This is a genomic window from Ochrobactrum sp. P6BSIII, assembly GCF_014138065.1.
In the GTDB taxonomy this organism is placed as follows: domain Bacteria; phylum Pseudomonadota; class Alphaproteobacteria; order Rhizobiales; family Rhizobiaceae; genus Brucella.
In genome coordinates, this window is sequence record NZ_JACGXB010000010.1 from 171541 (window position 1) to 195662 (window position 24122).

A 24122-nucleotide genomic window follows, 5' to 3' on the forward strand; every position below is an offset into this window, starting at 1 on the left:
TATTTCCTTTTGGTCACGGATGCGGCAGCGGGAAACCGTGCCGCTCCGTCAGCGCTGCCAGAATTTTGTGCGGATCGGCAATCAGCGAGCGCCCCTGGTAAGTGCCCGTTTCGAATGGCGAGCGGTCGCCGTCCTTCAAAACCAGCAATGGCAGCGACTGATTTTCCTCACCTGCAAGCTGGATCACCGTCTCGCGCGGTCTGGCAAATGCGATGCGCTCGATCTTCAAATCTCCACCGAGCGACGGAAACGACGCCAGAACGCCCTCGATCAGCGCGCAATGCCAGCAGTAGAATTCCTGTCCGGGATAGGCCGGATCTTTGAAACCCGGCGTCAGAAGAAACAACGTATCTTGGGTCATTTTGCTTTGGCCTCAGAACGAATGGATTTACAAATACCTGCTTACATCATCCCTTAGCATTTCTGCATCAAACCGTCTTCAAAAGTGAGTAACCGTTGCGGAACCGGATGCATCGCATACCGTTCCGGTTTAACGCCGGTCCTCAACAACAGGAGTTACCCCATGGGCGAAAAGATCAACCAGCGCATCGTGCTTGCATCCCGTCCCGATGGACGCCCCACGGCGGAAAACTTCCGGCTTGAAGAAGCAGCAGTTCCGCGCGCTGGCGAAGGCGAGGTGCTTCTGAAGCTGCGTTATCTTTCGCTCGACCCCTATATGCGCGGTCGCATGAGTGCCGCCAAATCCTATGCCGCACCGGTAGAGATCGGGTCCGTCATGGAAGGCGGCACGGTGGGCGAGGTGGTGGAAAGCCAAAGCGCAGGCTTTGCGCCGGGCGACTTCGTACTGTCCCATTCCGGCTGGCAAAGCTATGCGGTGGCGAATGCTTCAACCTTGCGCAAGCTTGATCCTGAGCAAGCGCCGCTGACTACAGCGCTTGGCGTCCTTGGCATGCCGGGCTTCACCGCCTATTCCGGCCTGCTGACGATCGGCCAACCCAAGGAAGGCGAAACCGTTGTCGTTGCAGCGGCTACCGGTCCCGTTGGTTCTGCTGTCGGGCAGATCGCCAAGCTGAAGGGCGCACGGGCGGTCGGCATTGCGGGTGGCGCGGACAAGTGCAAGGCGCTGATTGACGAATTCGGTTTCGACGTTGCCGTTGACCATCACAGCCCGAACTTTGCGCAAGAGTTGGCGCTGGCCTGCCCGGACGGTATCGATGTCTATTTCGAGAATGTCGGCGGCAAGGTTTTTGCAGCGGTCTTCCCGTTGCTGAATCCTTTTGCCCGTGTGCCGGTTTGCGGGCTCATCGCGCAATATAACCAGAGTGGTCCATTTGACGGTCCCGACCGCCTGCCAGTGCTGATGCGCGATATCCTGTCCAAGAGCCTGACCATTCGCGGTTTCATCCAACGCGACTTTGCCGATCAGCGCCCCGCCTTCTATCACGATATGGCAAAATGGATCGCTGACGGCCAAATCCGCTATCGCGAAGACATTGTGGAAGGGCTCGAAAACGCGCCGAAAGCCTTTATTTCCATGCTTGAAGGCGGCAATTTCGGCAAACTCGTCGTAAAGCTCTCATAGAATGCAACTATTCCGCTTGCAGAACCACGTTGCAAGCATAATGCTACGCCGGGTTTTGCGAGTCACTTCGGCGAGGCAGGCAGATCATGGGTGAACGCCAGCAGGCTGGCATTGGCGAGGATGCCGGCGGTCCGGGACGCGAGCGCCAGGAAGAAGCGCGCCGTATTCTGGATCGGCTGGAGCGCGAACAGATCGGGGCGGACGGCCTCGTCCGTCGCGGTTTTGCCCGCACCGCCAATCACCTTGCCGCCGGGGACGCGCCGGAAAACGACCGTATCGAAATCTGGGCCACCCGCATCGGACGAACCCTCGGCCTTCTCATCACGCTGGCGATCATCGTCTGGCTCCTCATTTATCTCATGCAAAGCTAGGTCTAACATGACGCTTTCTGCGCCTTCGGACGCGACAACCGTTATTGTCATTTCAAGCCATGTCGTGCGCGGTTCGGTGGGCAACCGGGCCGCTGTCTTCGCATTGGAAACACTGGGATTTCCAGTCTGGGCCGTGCCAACCGTGGTCCTGCCCTGGCACCCCGGCCATGGGCCTGCCGGGCGCATCGTGCCGCCGCCGGAAGAGTTTTTGCGCCTGATGCAGGATCTTCAGCGCGCTCCTTGGCTCGGTGAAGTCGGCGCAATCCTGACCGGCTATCTTGGCCACCCGGAACAGGCCGCAGCTGTCGCCGAGCTGGTCAAAGGCGTCAAGGCCCAAAACCCGAACGCAGTCTATCTCTGCGATCCGGTGATTGGTGACGAGAAAGGCCTCTATGTGCCGGAGGCAACCGCCATCGGCATCCGCGATAAGCTCATGCCGCTTGCCGATATAGCAACACCCAATCGGTTCGAGCTGTCCTGGCTGACCGGCGTGCCGCTGGAAGACAACAAATCGCTGATGGAAGCTGCACTGGACGCCGGACCGGCCACCATGCTGGTCACGTCCGCCTTCCCGCTGATGGCGGGCAGCATAGGCAATATATTGCTGACGCCAACCATGGCGCTGATGGCCGAACATCGCCGTGTGGATGGTCCGACAAACGGGCTTGGCGATCTGACTTCGGCTGTGTTTCTCGCACGCCGCCTTTCCGGCCAGTCGGAAGAAAAGACCTTGCAGAGCACAACAGCTGCCGTTTTCGAAATCATGGCGCGGTCGGCCAAACGCGGCGCCGATGAGCTGATGCTGGAAGCCGACGCCTCCAGCCTCGCGACACCCATGGCCATGGTGCAGACGCGTCGTCTTGTGCACCCGACCAAGGGATTGCGCGCTTGACGCGTGAAGCGACGCCTGTTGCTGGCGTCGATGGCTGCCCGGGCGGCTGGATCGTTGTGTCGGGCGAAGGCAGCAGCATGCGTGCCGACGTCTTCCGTAGCTTTGCCGCATTGATTGCCGCGCTGCCGGACAATGCCACTATCGCGGTCGACATGCCAATCGGGCTGCCAGAAACAGGCACAAGGGCAGCCGAACGCGCAGCGCGGGTGCATCTTGGTGCCAGACAGTCGAGCCTCTTTTCCATTCCGCCACGCGAAGCCGTTTATGCCGAAGACTATCGCGAAAGCTGCGCGCGTTCGCTGGAGCGGTCCGATCCGCCACGCAAGGTTTCCCGGCAAGCTTTCGGGCTGTTCCCGAAAATCCGCGAACTCGACACAGTTCTGCGCGGCGAGCCTGAATTGCGCGAGCGTGTGATCGAATCTCACCCCGAACTCGCCTTCGCCATGCTGAACGGCAGACCCGGTGGTCCGAGCGCCATGACGCTGCCCAAGAAAATCAAAAGCCGTGTCAATCCGGAAGGCATGGCGGAACGCCAAGCCTTGCTTGTTCGCTGTGGCCTGCCGGAAAATTTTGTCAGTCTGCGCGCTCCACGAGGCGCGAAAGATGATGACTTTCTCGACGCCTGCGCCATGTTTCTCGTAGCCAGACGTTATACGCACGGCGAAGCCCGAGCACATCCTGCCCATGCCGAGCATGATGCACACGGTCTGCGAATGACGATATGGGCCTGATCATTTTGATTGATCTCGGTTTTCGATAAGGATATTGGAACGCCATGGCTGATCTTCCGGACACACTCCTCTCGGGTTACAAAACCTTCATGACGGAGCATTTCGCACGGGAAACCGCGCGCTATCGCGAACTGGCGGAAAAAGGACAATCACCGGAAACTCTGGTTATTGCCTGCTGCGATTCCCGTGCTGCTCCCGAAACAATCTTCAACTCTGCGCCCGGCGAAATCTTCGTCCTGCGCAATGTTGCCAATCTCATCCCCCCCTACGAGCCCGATGGCGAGTTTCATGCGGCATCGGCTGCGCTGGAATTTGCTGTGCAAAGCCTCAAGGTGAAGCACATCGTGGTCATGGGCCATGGACGATGCGGCGGCATCAAGGCTGCGCTCGATACAGAAAGCGCGCCTCTGTCGCCCGGCGACTTCATCGGCAAGTGGATGAGCCTGATTGCGCCAGCGGCTGAAGCCGTCGGCGGCAACAGCCTGATGACGCCGACCGAGCGCCAGACAGCACTGGAGCGCATTTCGATCCGCTATTCGCTCAATAATCTGCGCACCTTCCCTTGCGTCGATATTCTGGAAAAGAAGGGCAAGCTCAGCCTGCACGGCGCATGGTTCGATATTTCGACCGGCGAGCTTTGGGTGATGGATCACCAGACGGGCGACTTCAAACGGCCTGAAGCCGGCGAACCCATTCTGTAAATCTTGCCAGACGGCAATAAAAAGCCCCGGTTTAACCGGGGCTTTTTTAGTTCCAGAACATGCGGAGCGCTTCAACAGCGCTCCGTCGTTATTCTTAGAGCGCGTTTCGATCTGATTGAATCAGATCGGCGCTCTAATTCTTTGTTTTAACGCGCATCTTTTCCGAAAACTGTTTCACACTTTTCGGGATGCGCTCTAATTCCCGTCAATAGCCTTGCCCATGACGGCAATGGCGCGCTGGTAAACCTGCGCTGCATTCCAGCCCTGGATCGCGCCGTAATTCGGCTCACCCGGCTGGTAGCCAGCACCGCGGCTCCAGCCGTGACCGACCAGGAAGTTGGCGGTCGAGTGAAGAGCGTCCGCCTTGTTCTTCAGGTCGAAATGGGCACTGCCCGAACCGCTGACGCCGTATTTCAGGACATTTGCCGGCATGAACTGGGTCTGGCCAACTTCACCATGCATGGCGCCGACAGCCTGCGGGCTGAGATCGCCCTGATCAACGAGCTTGAGAGCAGCATAGAGCTGTTCAGTGAAATAATCCGAACGGCGGCAGTCATAAGCCAGCGTTGCAACGGCCGAAACCGTGTGCTGCTTGCCCAGATAGTTGCCAAAGCCGGTTTCCATGCCCCAGATCGCGATCAGCGGACCAGCAGGAACGCCGTAGCGCTTTTCGATATTGGCGAAGAGAGCCGCGTTCTGCGCCTTCATGGCCTTGCCGCGCTTGATGATCGTATCCGCGCCGCGCTTCTTCATGAAGTCTTCAAAGGAGAGCTTGAAGCTCTTCTGGTTGCGGTCGGCATTGATGGTGGCCTGCGCATATTTGGTGCTGGCCAGCGCGCTGATGCCCGCCTTGCCAACGCCGCGCGACGGCGCTTCCTTCAGGGTTTGCTGCAGCCACGCATTGTAACCGGCAGCATTATTGCCGCATTGTGCAGCTTCCGCCGCACCTGCACCCGCAAACATGCCCGCTGCAAGAACTGTCGCCGCCCAAATCCGGCCCTTGGCAGTCAACGCCATTCTTCTCTCCTTAGTGAGTGATCTGCTGTGAACTGTTCCGCGAAATTGATTCGCCTTATGCGGGAATTTGCCATTCCCACACTGTAATGTCATCGGCGGATATGCGCTAAATCGGGTGAAAGAACGGCAAAATGACCGAGTTTTGCTTGACATTCAGCCTTTCGAGCCCTAATCCACCCCTCAATCTATCCGCGATCTTCAGAACGCGAGCCACCGACCGGGACCCATTATGGTATAAAGCGATCCCGGAGGTCCACATCCGACAGCGCGTTGCGCCCTCGGGTGCTGTATCGCTTTGGGTGCTTCTTGAACTGGCAGACACGCGGGACGATCTATCCCGGATAAGCCTCCCGCCTACTCCCGGATATAAGGAAACGCGATGTTTGAATCACTTCAGGAGCGTCTTGGCTCCATCCTGAACGGCCTCACCGGACGCGGCGCTCTCTCTGAAAGCGACGTGACGGCAGCGCTGCGCGAAGTGCGTCGTGCGCTCATCGAAGCCGACGTTTCGCTGGAAGTGGTTCGCTCCTTTACCGACCGCGTTCGTGAGAAGGCCGTCGGCGCTGAAATCCTGAAAAGCATCAAGCCCGGCCAGATGGTCGTTAAGATCGTCCATGACGAGCTTATCGAAATGCTTGGCACCGAAGGCGTCTCCATCGATCTGAATGCGCCAGCGCCAGTCGTCATCATGATGGTCGGCTTGCAGGGCTCGGGTAAGACGACCACCACCGGCAAGATCGCCAAGCGTCTCACCGAGCGCCAGCGCAAGAAAGTGCTGATGGCCTCGCTCGATACGCGCCGTCCGGCCGCGCAAGAGCAGCTTCGCCAGCTCGGCATCCAGACCAGTGTTGACACGCTGCCGATCATTGCCGGTCAGTCGCCTGTCGAAATCGCCAGGCGCGCCGTTCAGGCCGCCAAGCTTGGCGCGCATGACGTCGTCATTCTCGACACCGCCGGTCGCACGCATATTGACGAGCCGCTGATGGTGGAAATGGCGGATATCCGCAAGGCCGCCAACCCGCATGAAATTCTGCTCGTTGCCGACAGCCTGACCGGTCAGGACGCCGTCAATCTGGCGCGCAATTTCGATGAACGCGTCGGCATCACCGGTATCGTTCTGACCCGTATGGACGGTGACGGTCGTGGCGGTGCAGCCCTTTCGATGCGCGCCATCACCGGCAAGCCGATCAAGCTGATCGCCACCGGCGAAAAAATGGATGCGCTTGAGGAATTCTATCCCAAGCGTATCGCCGACCGTATTCTCGGCATGGGCGACATTGTTTCGCTTGTCGAAAAGGCTGCTGAAAACATCGATGCGGAAAAAGCCGCTGCGATGGCCAAGAAGATGCAGTCCGGCAAGTTCGATCTTAACGATCTCGCCGACCAGCTGGGCCAGATGAAGAAGCTCGGCGGCATGGGCGGCATCATGGGCATGATGCCCGGCATGGGCAAGATGAAGGATCAGGTTGCTGCAGCCGGCCTCGATGACAAGGTCTTTGACCGCCAGCTCGCCATTATCGGTTCCATGACCAAGGCTGAGCGCGCCAATCCGGACCTTCTGAAGCACAGCCGCAAGCAGCGCATTGCCAAGGGTTCGGGCACCAACGCCGCCGACATCAACAAGCTTCTCAAGATGCACCGCCAGATGGCCGACATGATGAAAGTCATGGGCAAAGGCAAGGGCGGAATGATGAAGCAGATGATGGGCGGTCTTGCCAGCAAGATGGGCCTTGGCGGTCTGGGCGGCGGCATGGGCGGCCTCGGCGGCATGCCGGATCTGTCGAAGATGGACCCGAAGCAGCTTGAAGCGCTTGCCAAGCAGGCGGAAGCAGCCGGTCTGACGAAAGGCGGCGGTTTGCCTGGACTTTCGGGCGGCGGTCTCCCCGGTTTGGGCGGACCCAAGCTTCCGGGTCTTGGTGGCGGCCTTCCAGGTCTGCCGAAGAAGAAGTGAGCATTATGAGCGACGAACAGAACACTGCACCCGCCGAACTTCTGTCACTGCGTGCCTCCATCGACAATATTGATGCGGCGCTGATCCATATGCTGGCCGAACGCTTCCGCTGCACAAAGGCAGTGGGCGTGCTGAAGGCCGAACGGGGCCTCGCCCCGGCTGACCCGGCTCGCGAAAAGCGTCAGGTCGAGCGTCTTCGCGCTCTGGCTGTCGATGCCCATCTCGACCCCGATTTCGCCGAAAAATTCCTGAACTTCATCGTGAAGGAAGTCATTCGGCATCATGAGCATGCCGCTGCCAATCACAGCGGAAAATAAATAGCCGATAACGGCTCGATCCATTGCCCTGACGGGCAGAACTACCGATAGCCCGTCAGGGCCGAACAATTTGTCTAAAGGAAAGAAAAAATGTCCCTCAAGATTCGTCTCGCCCGCGCTGGCTCCAAGAAGCGTCCTTACTACCACGTCGTCGTTGCCGACGTCCGCAGCCCGCGTGACGGCCGCTTCATCGAAACCGTTGGCGCATGGAACCCGATGCTGGCCAAGGACGCTGAACGCGTAAAGCTCGACGCCGACCGCATCCAGCATTGGATCGCTCAGGGCGCACAGCCAACCGATCGCGTTCTGCGCTTCCTCGACCAGGCTGGCATTGCCAAGCGTCCGGCTCGCAGCAACCCGACCAAGGGTGAGCCAGGCAAGAAGGCTCAGGAGCGTATCGCTCTGGCCAAGCAGGCTGAAGAAGAAGCCGCTGCCAAGGCTGCAGAAGCCGCTGCTGCTGCAGCTGCTCCGGCTGAAGAAGCTGCTGCAAGCGAATAATCTTTCGCGCAATTTGCGTTTTGAGAAAGCGGCGGAGCAATCCGCCGCTTTTCTTTTATGCACGGGCCTTCATTTGTCCAGAAAGACTTGCCGTGAGGTTTAACTCCCACGTCTGGCCGATCAGATCGACACCGAAGGAATGGTGCGGCGCTTCTTCGACAAGCCTGAATCCGGCGCGCTCATAAAGACGCCGTGCAGCCGTCAGAACACTATTCGTCCAGAGTGTGAGACGCTCATCGCCGACAGCACGTGCACGCTCGATGCAGGCGTTGACGAGTTTCGCTCCGACACCCGCGCCCCGCGCATCCGGTTCTACATAGAGCAGACGCAGCTTGCCAAGTTTGGGCTGGTCGCCTTTGACCAGAAAGACCGAGCCGACGATGCGACCGTCGATTTCCGCCACCCATGCCGCATCATGGGCGGGATCGAAAGCCTGCGTGAAATCGGCAAGAATGCGGGCGACGAGTGCTTCGTAATCATTGTTCCAGCCATATTCTCCCGTGTAGAGAACGGCTTGGCGATGAATGATCCAGCCGAGATCACCGGCTTTGAGATCACGCAGGAGCACCTGCCCGGTTTGACCTTCTTCGAAAACCCGCATGATCGAACCGGCAGCTGTCAGCAGATCGCGGCGGCGGTCAGGATTTAAACCATCGAGAAGTTCGCCCACGGCCTCGCAGGTATTGCGCTCCAGAGCGCTGAATGTCTTGCGGCCAGCTTCAGTTAGCAAAATGGGGCGGCTGCGACCGCCTTCCGGATGCGGCTCCGTCTCGATCAGTCCGCGCTCGGTGAAGCGCTTCAATGTCCTGCTCAACTGGCCGCGATCAAGTCCGAGTGCTCGCATGATGTCCGCCGCCGTCGGCGCGGAACGGTGCGCGATTTCGTAAAGAATACGCGCCTCGGTCAAGGTGAACGGGCTTTTGTCGAGATGCGCGTTCAACAGGCCGAGGCGGCGCGTGTAGACACGGTTGAAAGCGCGCAATGCGTCAATGTCATCTCGTTTTTCCGGTTTCGTCATCCCTGCATACGCCATGGCGCGGCGCCTCCCTATGTTGACTCTATCAATATCTAAAGTGTTGACTAAGTCAACATAGAGTTGACGTGCATGGCATACTCTCACCAAACGGACTGGACGAGGCGCGAAATTACGCTATCTTATTGATTTGACGGCTCGCATTTGCGTGATTGCGAATATTCGGGCTACGACATCAGTGTTCGGGCGCTTGGCAAAGCGTCCTTTTTCAGGAGAAACCCATGTCGGCTGCGACGGTTGCCTCTTCTTTTTCTTTCCGCCGTATTTTCATTGCTCTTGGTCTTGCCGTTCTTGTTCCGCTGCTTTCTGCATGCGGTTTCAACACGATCCCGACCAATGAGGAAAAGGCCAAGGCCGCCTGGAGCGAGGTGCAGAACCAGTACCAGCGCCGCGCCGATCTCGTGCCCAATCTGGTCGAGACCGTGAAGGGCTATGCCGCCCATGAAAAGGACACGCTGCAAGCGGTGATCGATGCGCGCGCCAAGGCGACGCAAGTGCAGATCACGCCGGAAACGCTCAACAATCCTGAACTCTTCAAGCAATTCCAGGACAATCAGGCCAATCTCACCAGCGCCCTGTCGCGCCTGATGGTGGTGGTCGAGCGCTATCCTGACCTCAAGGCCAATCAGAACTTCCTCGCGCTGCAATCGCAGCTCGAAGGCACGGAAAACCGCATCGCTGTGGCGCGCCGCGACTATATCGAAGCGGTTCGCGTCTACAACACGACACTGCGGACCATGCCAACCATGATCTGGACCTGGATCTGGTATCGCGACGCCCAGCCGATGCAGACCTTCAGCGCTGATGCTGGCAGCCAGGCAGCACCGCAAGTCAAGTTTAACTGACGGTCGCTACCGTGGCGGCGGGCACAGCATTTTCGCGTCATCATCGCGGCCTTCACTGGCCGCGATACCTGCTTGCATGCATCGTTCTGCTGTTTTCCGCTGTCCTGACACTGCAACCGACCTCGGTTGCCTATGCGCAGGATGCTGCCAAGCAGACACCGGCCCTTACCGGTCGCGTGGTGGACAATGCGGGCATCATCGACCCGGCAGAGCGTCAGCAACTGACCCAGAAATTGGCGGACTTCGAAGCCAAGTCGTCCGATCAGGTCGTGGTGGTGACGGTGCCGAGCCTCAATGGCGAGGATATTGAGTCCTATTCAAACCGCCTGTTCCGCAGCTGGGCTCTCGGCCAGAAGCAGGAAAACAACGGTATCCTGCTCGTTGTCGCGCCGAATGACCGCAAGGTGCGCATCGAGGTCGGCTACGGGCTTGAGGGCACCATGACCGATGCGCTTTCGAGCGTTATCATCAACGGCACCATTATTCCCGCCTTCCGCACCGGCGATTATAGCGGCGGTATTGTGCAGGGTGTGGACGGCATTCTCTCCGTTCTCTCCGGCGACGCTGCCGAGCTTGAAGCCCGCGCCAAGCGCAATGCGCAAACCAGTTCGGACGATGTGGACTGGGTTGCCGTCATCTTCATCACCTTCTGGTGCCTGATTTTCTTTGGCGGTTTCGGCTTTGCCGTGCTTGCCCCGATCTTCGGACGCAAGCTTGGCCCCGGTCGCTATGAATGGCTGGGCATGACGATCAACACCAATTCAAGCGGCGGCTCCGGTGGTCGTGGCGGCGGCTGGGGCGGCGGTGGTGGCTGGTCATCCGGCGGTGGCGGCGGCGGCTTTGGCGGCGGCGGCGGTTCATCGGGTGGCGGTGGCGCCTCGGGTAGCTGGTAGGGAGACGCGACGATGAAGCACCACACGCTGATTGGCGCTGAAGACCATACCCGCATTGCCGAGGCAATCCGGCAGGCGGAAGCCGAGACGAGCGGCGAAATCTATGCCGTGCTGGCGCGCAGCAGCGACGACTATTTCTTTGCAGCCGGTTTTGTCGCGACTTGCGGCATTCTGCTCGCTTCGGTCATCGCCGCCTTGCTCGCGCATTGGTACTGGTTTGATATCAGCCTGCCGATGTTTGGCCTTGCCATTTTGGCCGCCTTCATTTCGGCCATGCTGGTTCTCTGGCTCCTGCCATCGATCCGCATGCTGCTGGTGCCGCGCCGTATCCGCTACAAGCGCGCCCATCTCAACGCACTGCAACAATTCCTGGCGCGCAACGTACACATCACGGAAAACCGCACCGGCATTCTGCTCTTCGTTTCCATGGCTGAGCACTATGCCGAAGTCATTGCCGATGCGGGTATTCATGCGCGTGTCGAGCAGGACGAATGGAACGCCATTGTCGCAACGCTGATCCATCACGCATCGCGCTCGCAAATGGCGGAAGGCTTCGTCATGGCGATCGGTCAGGCGGGCACGCTTCTGGAAAAGCACTTCCCCGCAGGCGCTGACAATATTAACGAATTGGACGATCACCTGATCGAACTTTGACGGCTCCAGAGCATTTCCAGCAAAAGTGCGTAGCGGTTTTGCGTAGGATAATGCGTAAAAAATGGATGGAGCGGTTCCACGATTCCGTTCCAACTGGAACCGCTCCAGCATCTCAGAATCATCTACGACTTTGGTCTGAATTGTGGCGAAGCAGAGCCATTTCCGACGCCAGCGGACGCCGTTTTGTAGTGCACGGTGAATTTCTCCGGTATTTTTAGAAAAATTGCCCGAAGTTTTCGATATTTTGTTCCAAATTAAATGGATTAGATGCCATTTTTCTGACTTTTCGGGAAATTTTTCGTTATTCGCAGCGATTTGTCATCGAAACAAATGTCTAATCTGCTAGTTTGGCGCGCATTGCCATCATGACAGGAGTATCCGACGTGACTGCAAAGCAGGATCGGTCGAGCAAAGTTAAGAATTCCAAGGCAAGCAAAGAGGAAAAAAAGGGGGGGAAGCCGAAGGCGCTGGCAGCCTTCTCACAGCTCCTCTTCGAGTGGGCCCCGCCAGAAGATCTGGCTGCTTACGACGCCGAAGCTCTCGACAGTTCTGCCCGCCACGGCTATGCGGCGCTTGAGTCCTACCGCAAGGGCAAGAGCATCATCAGCGTCGATAACGGTATCGAACGTCACGATCGCCCGGTAAGCGTCATCACCATCGTCAACGACAACATGCCGTTCCTGCTCGATTCCATTCTGGGCGAGCTGAACAATCACGTCAGCCAGATTTTCATGGTCGTGCACCCGGTTCTCGATATTGCTCGGGAAAAGGATGGACTGGTCATTCTCGGCGAAGCATCGCAGCTCGCACCCGCCAAGGGCGTTGAGCGCGTCAGCCTTGTGCAAATTCACCTCCCCGCGCTTGGCAAGCAGGCCAAGGCCGATCTGACGGACGGGCTGAAGCGCGTTCTCGGTCAGGTGCGTTTTGCCGTCGGCGACTGGAAGCCGATGTTGAAGCGTCTTGATGACGCCATTGTGGATTACAAGCGCGCTTACGAGCTGAACGGCAATGCCGCCATGCCGGAAGCCATCGCCTTCCTCGAATGGCTGCGCGACGATCATTTCATCTTCCTCGGCATGCGTGAGCTGGCCTTTGAAGGCTCGGGCAAGAAGCGCAGCCTCGTCGCCATCAAGGAGCCACTTGGCGTCCTTGGCGACAATGAAGTGCGCGTCTTGCGCAAGGATGACGACGACACGGTAACGCCGCGCGAGGTCACGGAATTCCTCGATAGCAGCGAGCCGCTGATCGTCACCAAGGCGAACACGCTGTCTCTGGTGCATCGCCGCTCCTATCTCGACTATATCGGCGTGAAGATCTTTGGACCGAAGGGCGAAGCCGTGGGCGAATTGCGCCTCGTCGGCCTGTTTACCTCGGTCGCTTACATCAGCTCGGTTGCCAGCATCCCGTTCATTCGCTCAAAAGCCGATGCGGTCATCAAGCATCTGGGCTTCAACCGCGAAGACCATTCGGGCAAGGCACTGATCAACGTGCTGGAAGAATATCCGCGCGATGAGCTTTTCCAGATCGACACGGAAAGCCTGACGGCCAATGCCGAACTCATCCTCGCGCTTGGCGAGCGTCCGCGTGTCCGTGCCATTCCCCGTCTCGACCGTTTCGGTCGTTTCGCGACTGTGCTCGTCTATATCCCGCGTGATCGTTACGACTCGGTCGTGCGTGAAAAGATCGGCCGCTATCTCGTTGACGTCTATGGCGGTGACAGCTTTGAATTCCACCCGGTTTTCCTGCAGAACGGCCTGACGCGCGTTCAGTTCGTCATTCGCCGTCACGAACGATCCACCCCGCATATCGACCGCGAAGCACTGGAAGCGGAAGTCCGCGCCATGGTCCGCACCTGGGAAGATGCGGTGCGTGAAAGCGTGGAAAATGCCGATGCAGGCGTCGTGGCGCTGGCCGCAAGCTTCCCGCCATCCTACCGCGAAATCTTCACCGCGCCGGAAGCGCTGGTCGATGCCGAGCGCATTGCCGGTCTCAGCCCGGAAGCGCCGCTTTTCGTGGATTTCTACCGCTATCGCACCGATGGACCAGATGCGGTTTCACTGAAGCTCTATCATCACGGAGCGCCGGTCGTGCTGTCGCAGCGCGTGCCGCTTTTGGAAAATATGGGCTTCCGCGTCGTCAGCGAACAGACCATCGACCTGCCGCAAGCCGGTAAAGACGGTGCGCCGGTCTATGTTCACGACATGCAGCTCGTCAACGCCTATGGCGCTCCTGTCGATCTCACAGATGACGGCGAAATGCTGGAAGACGTGTTCCGCACCGTCTGGGACGGCTTTGCCGACAATGACGGCTATAATGCGCTGGTACAGACGGCACGCCTGACCGCGCGCCAGATCATGATCCTGCGCTCCTATGGCCGTTATCTGCAACAGGCGGGTATCGCCTATTCGCAGGGCTTCATCGCAGCCGCGCTCAACCGTTATCCGGAAATCGCCAGCGATCTCTATTCGCTGTTTGATCTGCGCTTCAACCCAGTGGCGAAGCGCCGTGATACGGCTGAAAAGAAGCTGATCGACGCCATCGAAACAGCGCTTCTGGGCGTGCCGAGCATCGATGACGACCAGATCCTGCGCCGGTTCCGCAACCTGATTGAAGCGACGCTGCGCACCAATGCCTATACGCTGGATGGTGACGGCAAGCCGCGCGTGACCTTTGCCTTCAAGCTCAATCCGCGTCTCGTTGACGGACTGCCAGACCCGCGTCCGTATCGCGAAATCTTCGTCTACGGCCCGGAAGTCGAAGGCGTGCATCTGCGTTTCGGCGCGGTCGCACGTGGCGGTCTGCGCTGGTCGGACCGCGCACAGGATTACCGCACCGAAGTGCTGGGCCTTGTGAAGGCGCAGCAGGTCAAGAATGCCGTGATCGTGCCGGTCGGCGCCAAGGGCGGTTTCTATCCGAAGCGCCTTCCAGTGGGCGGTGACCGCAACGCCGTCTTTGAGGCGGGTCGTGACGCCTACAAGGTGTTTATCTCGACGCTTCTTTCGGTGACCGACAATATTCACGACAACGATGTGGTGCCGCCGCAAAATGTCGTGCGTCACGACAATGCCGATCCTTATTTCGTCGTCGCCGCCGACAAGGGCACGGCCACCTTCTCCGATACGGCCAATGCCATCAGTCAGGCGCATGATTTCTGGCTGGACGATGCTTTCGCATCGGGCGGCTCCGCCGGTTACGACCACAAGGGCATGGGCATCACCGCCCGTGGCGGCTGGGAAGCTGTGAAACGGCATTTCCGTGAATTCGACATGGATATCCAGACCGAGCCGTTTACGGTTGTCGGCGTGGGCGACATGTCGGGCGACGTGTTCGGTAACGGCATGCTGCTTTCCGAGCAGATCAAGCTGGTTGCTGCCTTCGACCATCGCGACATCTTCATCGATCCGAACCCGGTTCCGGCTGACGGCTTTGCCGAGCGCAAGCGCCTGTTCGAACTGCCGCGCTCGAGCTGGCAGGATTATGATCGTTCGAAGCTGTCGTCGGGTGGCGGCGTCTACAGCCGCAGCCAGAAGACCATCACACTGTCTGCTGAAGCAGCTGCCGCAATCGGCCTTGCCAAGACCACGGCGACGCCGCAGGAAATCATGACGACTATCCTGAAAGCTCAGGTTGATCTTCTTTGGTTCGGCGGCATCGGCACCTATATCCGCGCCTCCAGTGAAACGGATGCACAGGTCGGCGACCGCGCCAATGATGCCATCCGCATCACCGGCTCGGATGTGCGGGCCCGTGTGATCGGCGAAGGTGCTAATCTCGGCATGACCCAGCGCGGACGTATCGAATATGCGCTCGCTGGCGGCCGCAGCAACACTGACGCCATCGACAATTCGGCTGGCGTCAACTGCTCGGACGTTGAGGTCAACATCAAGATTGCGCTGGCTGCAGCCATGCGTTCAGGCAAGCTGAAGCGCCCCGCCCGCAACAAGCTTCTGGTCAGCATGACCGACGATGTTTCGGAACTGGTGCTGCGCAACAACTATCTCCAGCCGCTGGCGCTTTCGCTGAGCGAGCGTCAGGGTTTGGCCGAGCTACCTTATCAGGCACGCTTCATGGCGGAGCTGGAAAACCGGAAGCTTCTGGACCGCAAGGTCGAGTATCTTCCTTCGGATGCGCTGTTGACTGAGCGCCAGAAGGCTGGCCAGCCGCTGACCCGTCCGGAACTCGCGGTTTTGCTGGCCTATGCCAAGCTGTCGCTCTCCGACGATCTGGTGGCAAGCGCACTTCCCGACGAGCCTTACTTCCAGTCGCTGCTGTTCGGCTATTTCCCGAAGCGCATGGCAAAAACCTATGCAGAGGAAATCTCCGGCCACCGCCTGAAGCGGGAAATCGTCGCAACCTTGCTGGCAAATGATGTCATCAATCGCGGCGGCATCACCTTCATCAGCCGTCTGGCCGATACGACGGGCAAGTCGCCTTCGGATATCGTTCGCGCCTATGTCGCCGTGCGTGATGGCTTCGAGATCGATGCGATCTACGACGCCATCGACGCGTTGGATAACAAGGTGCCAGGCGATGTGCAGAACCAGTTCTACCATCTCGTTGGCGAAATGTTGCAGGCGACGACAGCTTGGGTTCTGCGCAACGATACGACCCGCGCAAACCTCACCGAGCTGGTTGGCACCATCGTCAAGGCGCGTGCCGAACTGGAACCACGGTTCGAAGGCCTGATGCCGGAATTCCTGCGCAATGCTGTGCGTGCCGACAAGGCCGCCTTCGTTGAAAAGGGTGCGCCAGAAAAGCTGGCCCAGCGTCTCGCCAATCTCCAGCTTGCGGGCATCATGCCGGATATCGCGCTGATCGCGCATCTGGCGGAAGCCGATCTGGTGGCAACGGCCAAGGCCTATTTCGGCGTGTCGGAAGCCTTCCGCATCGGACGCATCGAAGATGCGGCACGGTCCATTCCCGTCACCGATTATTATGACGGTTTGGCCCTGTCGCGTGCCAGCGAGACCATCACGCAGGCCGCGCGCGGGATCACCATCGCCGCTCTGAAGCGCTTCGCCAAGGAGAAAGACCCGGCTGTGGCGTGGCTCGATGCGGACGGCGTCCGGATCGAGCAGGTGAGAAACCGCATGGTCGCGCTCACCGAAGGTGGAGACCTCACCGTCTCGCGTCTGGCTGTTGCTGCGGGACTGATGTCGGATCTGGCGCAGTAAACAGCGACCGGGATTATCGAAAGGGCGGCTTGGAGCGGCGATCTGATTGCATCAGATCGCCGCTCCGGTTTTTTCTTCCGCACATCTTATCCGAAAACCGTTTCACACTTTTCGGGATGTGCTTCAAAGCCGCCCTTTTCATTTCTTGTGAGGTTGCCGCTCGCCGTATAAGCTCCGGCCACATTCGCAAGGGAGTGGCATTTGACCGATCAGGCAGTCAGCGAACGCAGCTACGCATCTCGTCGCGGCATATGGGGCTGGATGCTGTTCGACTGGGCGGCGCAACCGTTTTTCACCGTCGTCACGACCTTCGTTTTCGGCCCCTACTTCATCTCCCGCATGGCGGCGAACCCGGAAGCCGGTCAGGTTGCATGGGGCTATGGCATCGCCGCAGCAGGCTTTGTCATCGCCATTCTGTCGCCAGTTCTGGGCGCTGTTTCGGACCGTACGGGGGCACGCAAACCCTGGATCGGCTTCTTTGCCGTTTTGAAGATCGTCAGCCTCTCGCTCCTTTGGTTCGCCGCACCGGGTGCGAGCCTGTTCTGGGTGTTGCTGGCCTTTGCAATCGCCTCGATTGCTGCCGAGTTCTCCATCGTCTTCAATGATTCCATGATGCCGCGCCTCGTGCCGCACGCGGATATCGGACGTATCTCCAACATTGCATGGGGACTTGGCTATCTCGGCGGCATGATCGTGCTGATCTTCGTCGTGCTGTTTCTTGCCGGATCGCCGCAAACCGGCAAAACGATCATCGGCATTGCCCCGCTCTTCGGCCTTGATCCGGCAACCGGCGAAGATGCACGCATCACCGGCCCGCTTGCTGCCCTCTGGTATCTGGTCTTCGTTTTGCCGATGTTCCTCTTCACGCCGGATTCGGCGCGGGGTGAGCCTCTCTTCAAGGCGATGCGGCACGGTCTTTCGGAACTGAAAGCCACGCTACGCGAAGTGCGCCAGCGTTCCGGCATCATGCGTTTTCTCATTGCCCGCATGGTCTACCAAGATGGCGTCAATGCTTTGCTGGCGCTGGGCGGAGGCTATGCCGCCGCCATGTTTCACTGGTCGATTACCGAGATCGGCTTGTTCGGCATGATCCTCAATGTGATGGCGATCTTCAGTTGCCTTGCCGCCAGCCGCGTGGATACGCGCTTTGGCTCAAAAGCCGTGGTCATCGGGTCGCTGGTGCTGCTGCTGCTCGCGACGCTCGGCATCGTATCGACAGGGCGCGATCACACATTCTTCGGACTGCTTCCATTTGCGGAAAGTACAGCACAGGGGCTTTTCTCGACGCCAGCAGAACATGCCTATCTGATTTATGGCCTGATGATCGGCGCAGCCTTTGGCCCGGTACAGGCATCGTCGCGCTCATGGTTTGCGCGCAGCATTCAGCCGGAAGAATCGGGCCGCTATTTCGGCATTTATGCGCTGGCGGGTCGTGCGACCAGCTTTCTGGCCCCGTTTCTGGTCGCCACCGTTACGGCCATCAGCGGGTCGGCGGCAATTGGAATGGCGGTGCTGGTGATCTTCTTCGCCGCCGGTCTCTATCTTACCAAAATGACGCCCTACCCAGCCGAGCGCCCCGCGTGAAAACTGGCGCGAAAATGATCGCGCCAGCTCCGTGATTTCATTCACATCATGCCAACAGCGCTGGCCGCGCTAATGGCAAGCAGAGCGCCAACGATCGGTGCCGCAACGGGCACCCAGGCATAAGACCAGTCCGATCCGCCCTTGCCCGGGATAGGCAACAAGGCATGTGCGATGCGCGGGCCAAGATCACGTGCCGGGTTGATGGCATAACCTGTCGGTCCGCCAAGCGAAACGCCAAGCGCCCAGACGAGAAGACCGACCATCAGAGGACCGAGAACCCCATCGGCTCCAACAGCCTTGGCACCGATGGCGATGACGACGAAAACGAGCACGAAAGTGCCAATGATTTCGGTTACGCAATTGGCCGGAATGTTGCGAATTGCCGGAGCTGTGCAAAACACGCCGAGCTTTAACGCCTTATCCGTGGTCGGCTTCCAGTGCGGCAGATAGGCAAGATAGACAAGCACTGCCCCGACAAAAGCGCCCAGCAATTGCGCGGCGATATAAGGAATGACTTCGACCGCCGGAAAACTCCCCGCCGCATAAAAAGCCAGCGTGACGGCAGGATTGAGATGGCCAGCAGCGCCCGCCGCAACTGCGACCATCACGCCGCACAGCACGGCCAGACCCCAGCCAACCGAAATAACGATCCAACCGGAATTCTGCCCCTTGGATTGCGCCAGAAGTACATTTGCGACGACCCCATCGCCAAGCACGATCAGCACCATCGTGCCGAGAAATTCCCCTAAAAAGCCACTTGTCATAATCTTATCCCGAAAAATCAATGTGCAGAAATCCATCCGGCGGACGCGTAATGCCCACCGGTCTGCCAAAAAAGTTTTGTAATTCTCTGTTCTGCCTGGCCTCAAAGACCGAGCTTCAGCTTCAATCCACCCAATTCAGGGAACGCTGCACCGCTTTTTCCCAGGAAGCGAAAAGGCTTTCGCGCTCCTTTTTCCGCATCTTCGGATGCCAGCGATAACCAACTTGCCAGTTTTCCACGACATCTTCCGTGGATTTCCAGTAGCCGACGGCAAGGCCAGCCGAGTAAGCAGCACCCAGCGCCGTGGTTTCCACGATCTTGGGGCGAACCACCGGCACATGCAGAATATCGGCCTGAAATTGCATGACGAAATCGTTGACCGTCATACCGCCATCGGCGCGCAGTTCACTGATCTTGACGCCGGAATCCTTCACCATGGCTTCCAGCACCTCGCGCACCTGATAGCAGCTCGCTTCCAGCGCGGCACGGGCAATATGGCCCTTATTGGCAAAGCGGGTCAGCCCGGCAATAACGCCACGCGCCGACGATTCCCAATGCGGTGCGTAAAGGCCTGAAAATGCAGGCACGAAATAGACGTCGCCATTATCGTCAACGGTGCGGGCGAGTGTTTCGATATCGCTGCTGTTGCGAATGATGCCAAGATTGTCGCGCAGCCACTGCACCAGTGCGCCGGTGATAGCGATGGAACCCTCCAGCGCGTAAGAGGGAGGCGCATCGCCAAGCTTGTAGGCGACGGTGGTCAGCAGGCCATAATTGGACGAAACGAGCTTGTCGCCCGTATTCATCAGCATGAAGCAGCCCGTGCCATAGGTGTTCTTGGCCGCACCGGGCTCAAGACAGGCCTGACCGAAAAGCGCCGCCTGCTGATCGCCCAGAATACCGGCAAGCTTCACGCCGTTCAGGGATCGAACCGTAATCTCGCCATAAACTTCACTTGAGGAGCGTATCTCCGGCAGACAGGCACGGGGAATATGGAAGAGGTCCAGAATTTCCTGATCCCATTGCAGGCTGGCAATATCCATCAGCTGCGTGCGCGAGGCATTGGTGACATCGGTGATATGAATGCCACCCTTCGGGCCGCCGGTCAGGTTCCAGGCCAGCCATGTATCGATGGTGCCAAACAGCGCCTCGCCAGCCTCTGCCTTTTCACGGGCGCCCGGAACATTGTCGAGAATCCAGCGCAGTTTCAGCCCGGAAAAATAGGTGGCGATCGGCAGCCCGGTTCTGGCGCGCAGCCGGTCAGCGCCTCTTTCCTTCGTATATTGTGCCACGAGGTCGGCAGTGCGCGTATCCATCCAGACCAGCGCATTGTAAAGCGGCTGACCGGTGGCCTTGTCCCAGAGCAATGTCGTCTCGCGCTGATTGGTAATGCCGACAGCGGCAATGTCAGCTGCCGTCAGCTTGGCTTTCTTCAACGCCTCGGCAACGACATGCTGGGTGTTGCGCCAGATCTCAAGCGGGTTGTGCTCGACCCAACCAGCTTTCGGGTAAATCTGTTCATGCTCACGCTGATCCATGGCGATGATATCGCCTTGCTGATCGAAAATGATGCAGCGTGTGCTGGTGGTTCCCTGATCAATGGAACCGATAAATTGCTTCGTACTCACGGTATCCTCCCGTCGAATATCTTTCTGTAAAACCTATTCAGTTTACATCAGGTGATGAAACGCTCCGCCTGTGCCGTGGGCACCCTCCTTCTGATGCAAAGCATGCCCGCATTTGCGCGTCCGCTTACAAACGAATGTAAAACGAAACAATTCGAAACTCAATGAAAACAAAAAGCCCCGAAATTTTTCGTTTCGGGGCTCGTTTTCAGATTGTAAACCAATGAATTAATGGCGGAAATGACGCATCCCGGTCATCACCATGGCAATGCCATGCTCATCGGCAGCAGCGATCACTTCTTCGTCACGCATCGAGCCGCCGGGCTGAATCACAGCCGTGGCTCCCGCCTGAACAGCCGAAAGCAAACCGTCCGCAAACGGGAAGAACGCGTCGGAAGCGACCACACAGCCCTTGGTCAGCGGTTCTGCGAGACCGGCAGCTTCTGCCGCATCTTCTGCCTTACGGGCAGCGATACGTGCGGAGTCGACACGGCTCATCTGGCCTGCGCCAATACCAACCGTTGCGCCGTCCTTCACATAGACGATGGCGTTCGACTTCACGTGCTTGGCGATGCGGAAGGCGAACTTCATGTCGTTCAGTTCGGCTTCGCTCGGGCTGCGCTTGGTCACGACCTTGAGGTCGAGATCATCGACAACGCCGTTGTCGCGCGACTGAACCAGCAAGCCACCGGCAACCGTCTTCGCGGCAATGCCCTTTGCGCGCGGATCAGGAAGGCCGCCCGTCACCAGCAGGCGCAGGTTCTTCTTGGCGGCAACGATGGCCTGTGCGCCCGGCGTTGCATCGGGAGCGATGATGACTTCCGTGAAAATCTTGACGATTTCCTCGGCGGCTTCTTCATCCAGTGTCTTGTTGAGCGCAACAATACCGCCAAAAGCCGACACCGGATCGCAGGCCAATGCCTTCAGATAGGCATCCTTGATAGATGCGCCTTCCGCCACGCCGCACGGATTGGCGTGCTTGATGATGGCGACGGCAGCCGTGCGCGCCGGGTCGAACTCGGCAACGAGTTCGAAAGCTGCATCGGTATCGTTGATGTTGTTGTAGGAAAGCTGCTTGCCCTGAAGCTGGGTTGCCGTGGCAACGCCCGGGCGCTTTTCACCGGAGAGATAGAAACCAGCGGTCTGATGCGGGTTTTCACCATAGCGCATGACCGAATGCAGCTTGCCTGCAACCGAGCGCCAAACCGGCGTTTCTTCTTCGATGGCTTCAGCGAACCAGTTGGAAATCGCCGCGTCATAAGCCGCAGTGCGCGAGAAGGCCTTGGCAGCAAGCTTCTTGCGGAAAACGAGCGGCAGCGAACCGCCATGCTTCTCAAGCTCGGTGACCACTTCGTCATAATCTGTCGGATCGACGACAGTTGCGACATAAGCGTGGTTCTTGGCCGAAGCGCGGATCATCGCCGGGCCGCCAATATCGATATTCTCAACCGTGGTGTCGTAATCGCCGCCCTGGAAGCGGACTTCCTCAAACGGATAGAGATTGATCACGGCGAGATCGATGCCGCCGATCTTGTGCTCTTCCATTGCGGCAACATGTTCCGGGTCGTTGCGCACGGCGAGCAGACCGCCATGGACTGCCGGATGCAGCGTCTTGACGCGCCCATCCATGATTTCGGGAAAGCCGGTGATTTCGGAAACGTCACGAACCGGAATGCCTTCTGCGGCAATGGACTTGGCCGTACCGCCGGTCGAGAGGATCTCGACGCCATGCGCATGAAGCGCCTTGGCGAATTCGATCAGGCCGGTTTTGTCGGAAACGGAAAGGAGGGCGCGGCGCACCCGATGAAGATCGGGAGCGGGAATATGCTTTGAGCTGACAGCCATAGGAAACGGTCTCTTCGTTGCTGAAGCGTTTTGCGTTCAGGAAAGGGGACAGCGTCGCCGTAGCACAGTCGGACAAGGAATCCTACCGCAAAAGACCGGAAACCACCGGCGAAAGAAAAACCCCGCCTTGAAGGCGGGGTTTCGTTTGCAAACTAATGGTTATTTCATCGTCGGGATGACGAACTCAGCTCCATCCTTAACCCCAGACGGCCAGCGCGAGGTGACGGTCTTGGTCTTTGTATAGAAGCGGAATGCATCCGGGCCGTGCTGGTTGAGATCGCCGAAGCCGGAAGCCTTCCAGCCGCCGAAAGTGTAGTAAGCGATCGGAACCGGGATCGGCACATTGATACCGACCATGCCGACCTGAACGCGGCTTGCGAAATCGCGAGCCGCATCGCCGTCGCGGGTGAAGATGGCGACGCCGTTGCCATATTCATGATCGTTCGGCAGAGCCAGCGCTTCCTCGTAGTTCTTGGCGCGAACGACCGAAAGAACCGGACCGAAGATTTCTTCCTTATAGATGCGCATGTCGCGCGTCACATTGTCGAACAGGCAGCCGCCCATGTAGAAGCCATTTTCATAGCCCTGCATCTTGAAGTTACGGCCATCGACAACCAGCTTCGCGCCTTCTTCGACGCCGAGATCGACATAGCCGCGAATGCGATCAAGGGCGGCCTGCGTGACAACCGGGCCGTAATCGGCGGAATTGTCGGTGGACGGGCCAATCTTGAGCGATTCAACGCGCGGGATGAGCTTTTCCATCAGGCGGTTGGCGGTGTCTTCACCGACCGGAACAGCCACGGAAATTGCCATACAGCGTTCGCCTGCCGAGCCGTAACCAGCGCCGATGAGCGCATCGACGGTCTGGTCCATATCGGCGTCGGGCATGATGAGCATGTGGTTTTTCGCGCCGCCGAAGCACTGAACGCGCTTGCCGTTCGAGCAGCCACGACCATAGATATACTGGGCAATCGGCGTGGAACCGACAAAGCCGATGGCCTGTACATCCGGATCGTCGAGCAGAGCATCGACAGAATCCTTGTCGCCATTGACGACGTTGAAGATACCGGCAGGCAGGCCTGCTTCCATGAACAGTTCCGCCAGACGCATCGGGACGCCCGGGTCACGCTCGGATGGCTTCAGAACGAAGGCATTGCCGCAGGCAATCGCCGGACCAGCCTTCCAGAGCGGGATCATGGCCGGGAAGTTGAACGGCGTGATGCCGGCAACGACGCCGAGCGGCTGGCGCATGGAATAGGTGTCGATGCCCGTACCGGCATTGTCGGTGAATTCGCCTTTCAGCATATGTGCGGAGCCGAGGCAGACTTCCACCACTTCGAGACCGCGCTGAATATCGCCCTTGGCGTCGGCAATGGTCTTGCCATGCTCACGCGCCAGCAGTTCGGCCAGGCTGTCATATTCGGCTTCGACGAGTTCCAGGAACTTGCGCAGGATGCGAACGCGGCGCTGCGGGTTGGTCGCGCCCCACGCAGGCTGCGCAGCCTTGGCGTTTTCGACGGCGGCGCGCACTTCGGCCTTGGTGGCAAGCGCGACTTTGGCCTGTACCGTGCCGTCGAGCGGCTGGAAAACGTCGGCGGTGCGACCGCTATTACCGGCAACATGCTTGCCGCCGATGAAATGTCCGATATTGCGCATCGAGAAACCTCCCTGATTACCATTTATGA

The 24122-nt window shown here is 58.8% G+C and carries 20 protein-coding genes; 13 read left to right on the forward strand and 7 right to left on the reverse strand.

What is annotated here, in order from left to right:
* Positions 1-13: 13 nt before the first annotated feature.
* Positions 14-361: a DUF3088 domain-containing protein gene (locus FHW00_RS15620; RefSeq protein ID WP_078339565.1), complete on the reverse strand. Its 348-nt coding sequence runs from the start codon at positions 359-361 to the stop codon at positions 14-16.
* 162 nt (positions 362-523) lie between these two features.
* On the opposite strand from FHW00_RS15620, the gene FHW00_RS15625 reads away from it, so the two are divergent.
* The 5 genes from FHW00_RS15625 to FHW00_RS15645 all read left to right on the forward strand — a co-directional run bounded on the left by FHW00_RS15625 (position 524) and on the right by FHW00_RS15645 (position 4238).
* On the forward strand, positions 524-1543 hold the full coding sequence (locus tag FHW00_RS15625) for an NADP-dependent oxidoreductase (RefSeq protein WP_078339566.1): 1020 nt from the start codon (positions 524-526) through the stop codon (positions 1541-1543).
* An 86-nt stretch (positions 1544-1629) separates the two neighbouring features.
* Complete coding sequence (locus tag FHW00_RS15630; protein WP_078339567.1) at positions 1630-1914, forward strand: hypothetical protein; 285 nt, start codon at positions 1630-1632, stop codon at positions 1912-1914.
* Between the two features lie 7 nt (positions 1915-1921).
* Positions 1922-2806, forward strand: coding sequence for a pyridoxal kinase PdxY (pdxY, locus tag FHW00_RS15635; protein WP_078339568.1), 885 nt, complete (start codon positions 1922-1924; stop codon positions 2804-2806).
* Positions 2803-3537 carry a DUF429 domain-containing protein gene (locus FHW00_RS15640; protein ID WP_078339569.1) on the forward strand — a complete coding sequence of 245 codons (735 nt, stop codon included), beginning with the start codon at positions 2803-2805 and terminating at the stop codon, positions 3535-3537. The genes pdxY and FHW00_RS15640 overlap by 4 nt, the downstream gene beginning before the upstream one ends.
* 44 nt (positions 3538-3581) lie before the next feature.
* Positions 3582-4238, forward strand: coding sequence for a carbonic anhydrase (locus FHW00_RS15645; protein WP_078339570.1), 657 nt, complete (start codon positions 3582-3584; stop codon positions 4236-4238).
* A gap of 195 nt (positions 4239-4433) precedes the next feature.
* Here the strand turns inward: FHW00_RS15645 and FHW00_RS15650 are convergent, their stop codons facing one another.
* Positions 4434-5255, reverse strand: coding sequence for a lytic murein transglycosylase (locus FHW00_RS15650; RefSeq protein WP_078339571.1), 822 nt, complete (start codon positions 5253-5255; stop codon positions 4434-4436).
* 379 nt (positions 5256-5634) lie between these two features.
* Between FHW00_RS15650 and ffh the strand changes: the two genes are divergently transcribed.
* The 3 genes from ffh (at position 5635) to rpsP (ending at position 8021) form a co-directional block, all read left to right on the forward strand.
* Positions 5635-7206, forward strand: coding sequence for a signal recognition particle protein (gene ffh / locus FHW00_RS15655; RefSeq protein ID WP_078339572.1), 1572 nt, complete (start codon positions 5635-5637; stop codon positions 7204-7206).
* A 5-nt stretch (positions 7207-7211) separates the two neighbouring features.
* The gene (locus tag FHW00_RS15660) at positions 7212-7523 is read left to right on the forward strand and encodes a chorismate mutase (RefSeq protein WP_078339573.1); all 312 of its coding nucleotides are present in this window, start codon (positions 7212-7214) and stop codon (positions 7521-7523) included.
* A 90-nt stretch (positions 7524-7613) separates the two neighbouring features.
* Positions 7614-8021 (forward strand): 30S ribosomal protein S16, encoded by a 408-nt coding sequence (gene rpsP, locus FHW00_RS15665; RefSeq protein WP_078339574.1) that lies wholly within the window; start codon positions 7614-7616, stop codon positions 8019-8021.
* Positions 8022-8076: 55 nt separating this feature from the next.
* Here the strand turns inward: rpsP and FHW00_RS15670 are convergent, their stop codons facing one another.
* Positions 8077-9054 (reverse strand): bifunctional helix-turn-helix transcriptional regulator/GNAT family N-acetyltransferase, encoded by a 978-nt coding sequence (locus FHW00_RS15670; RefSeq protein ID WP_445557949.1) that lies wholly within the window; start codon positions 9052-9054, stop codon positions 8077-8079.
* Between the two features lie 221 nt (positions 9055-9275).
* Between FHW00_RS15670 and FHW00_RS15675 the strand changes: the two genes are divergently transcribed.
* The 5 genes from FHW00_RS15675 (at position 9276) to FHW00_RS15695 (ending at position 18204) form a co-directional block, all read left to right on the forward strand.
* Positions 9276-9899, forward strand: coding sequence for a LemA family protein (locus FHW00_RS15675; protein ID WP_078339576.1), 624 nt, complete (start codon positions 9276-9278; stop codon positions 9897-9899).
* A gap of 80 nt (positions 9900-9979) precedes the next feature.
* Entirely contained in the window at positions 9980-10792 is an 813-nt protein-coding gene (locus tag FHW00_RS15680; protein ID WP_182514667.1) for a TPM domain-containing protein, read from the forward strand.
* Between the two features lie 12 nt (positions 10793-10804).
* Complete coding sequence (locus FHW00_RS15685) at positions 10805-11446, forward strand: TPM domain-containing protein (protein WP_078340898.1); 642 nt, start codon at positions 10805-10807, stop codon at positions 11444-11446.
* A 383-nt stretch (positions 11447-11829) separates the two neighbouring features.
* Positions 11830-16620, forward strand: a complete 4791-nt coding sequence (locus FHW00_RS15690) for an NAD-glutamate dehydrogenase (RefSeq protein WP_078340899.1) — start codon at positions 11830-11832, stop codon at positions 16618-16620.
* Positions 16621-16881: 261 nt separating this feature from the next.
* The gene (locus FHW00_RS15695; RefSeq protein WP_445558007.1) at positions 16882-18204 is read left to right on the forward strand and encodes an MFS transporter; all 1323 of its coding nucleotides are present in this window, start codon (positions 16882-16884) and stop codon (positions 18202-18204) included.
* A 41-nt stretch (positions 18205-18245) separates the two neighbouring features.
* On the opposite strand, the gene FHW00_RS15700 is transcribed toward FHW00_RS15695, so the two are convergent.
* The 4 genes from FHW00_RS15700 to FHW00_RS15715 all read right to left on the reverse strand — a co-directional run bounded on the left by FHW00_RS15700 (position 18246) and on the right by FHW00_RS15715 (position 24093).
* A complete protein-coding gene (locus tag FHW00_RS15700; RefSeq protein ID WP_078340929.1) occupies positions 18246-18968 on the reverse strand; it encodes an MIP/aquaporin family protein in 723 nt (240 codons plus the stop codon).
* 121 nt (positions 18969-19089) lie between these two features.
* On the reverse strand, positions 19090-20595 hold the full coding sequence (gene glpK / locus FHW00_RS15705) for a glycerol kinase GlpK (RefSeq protein ID WP_078340901.1): 1506 nt from the start codon (positions 20593-20595) through the stop codon (positions 19090-19092).
* A gap of 225 nt (positions 20596-20820) precedes the next feature.
* Positions 20821-22437: a bifunctional phosphoribosylaminoimidazolecarboxamide formyltransferase/IMP cyclohydrolase gene (gene purH, locus FHW00_RS15710; RefSeq protein ID WP_078340902.1), complete on the reverse strand. Its 1617-nt coding sequence runs from the start codon at positions 22435-22437 to the stop codon at positions 20821-20823.
* Between the two features lie 159 nt (positions 22438-22596).
* The gene (locus FHW00_RS15715; RefSeq protein WP_078340903.1) at positions 22597-24093 is read right to left on the reverse strand and encodes a CoA-acylating methylmalonate-semialdehyde dehydrogenase; all 1497 of its coding nucleotides are present in this window, start codon (positions 24091-24093) and stop codon (positions 22597-22599) included.
* Positions 24094-24122: the final 29 nt, after the last annotated feature.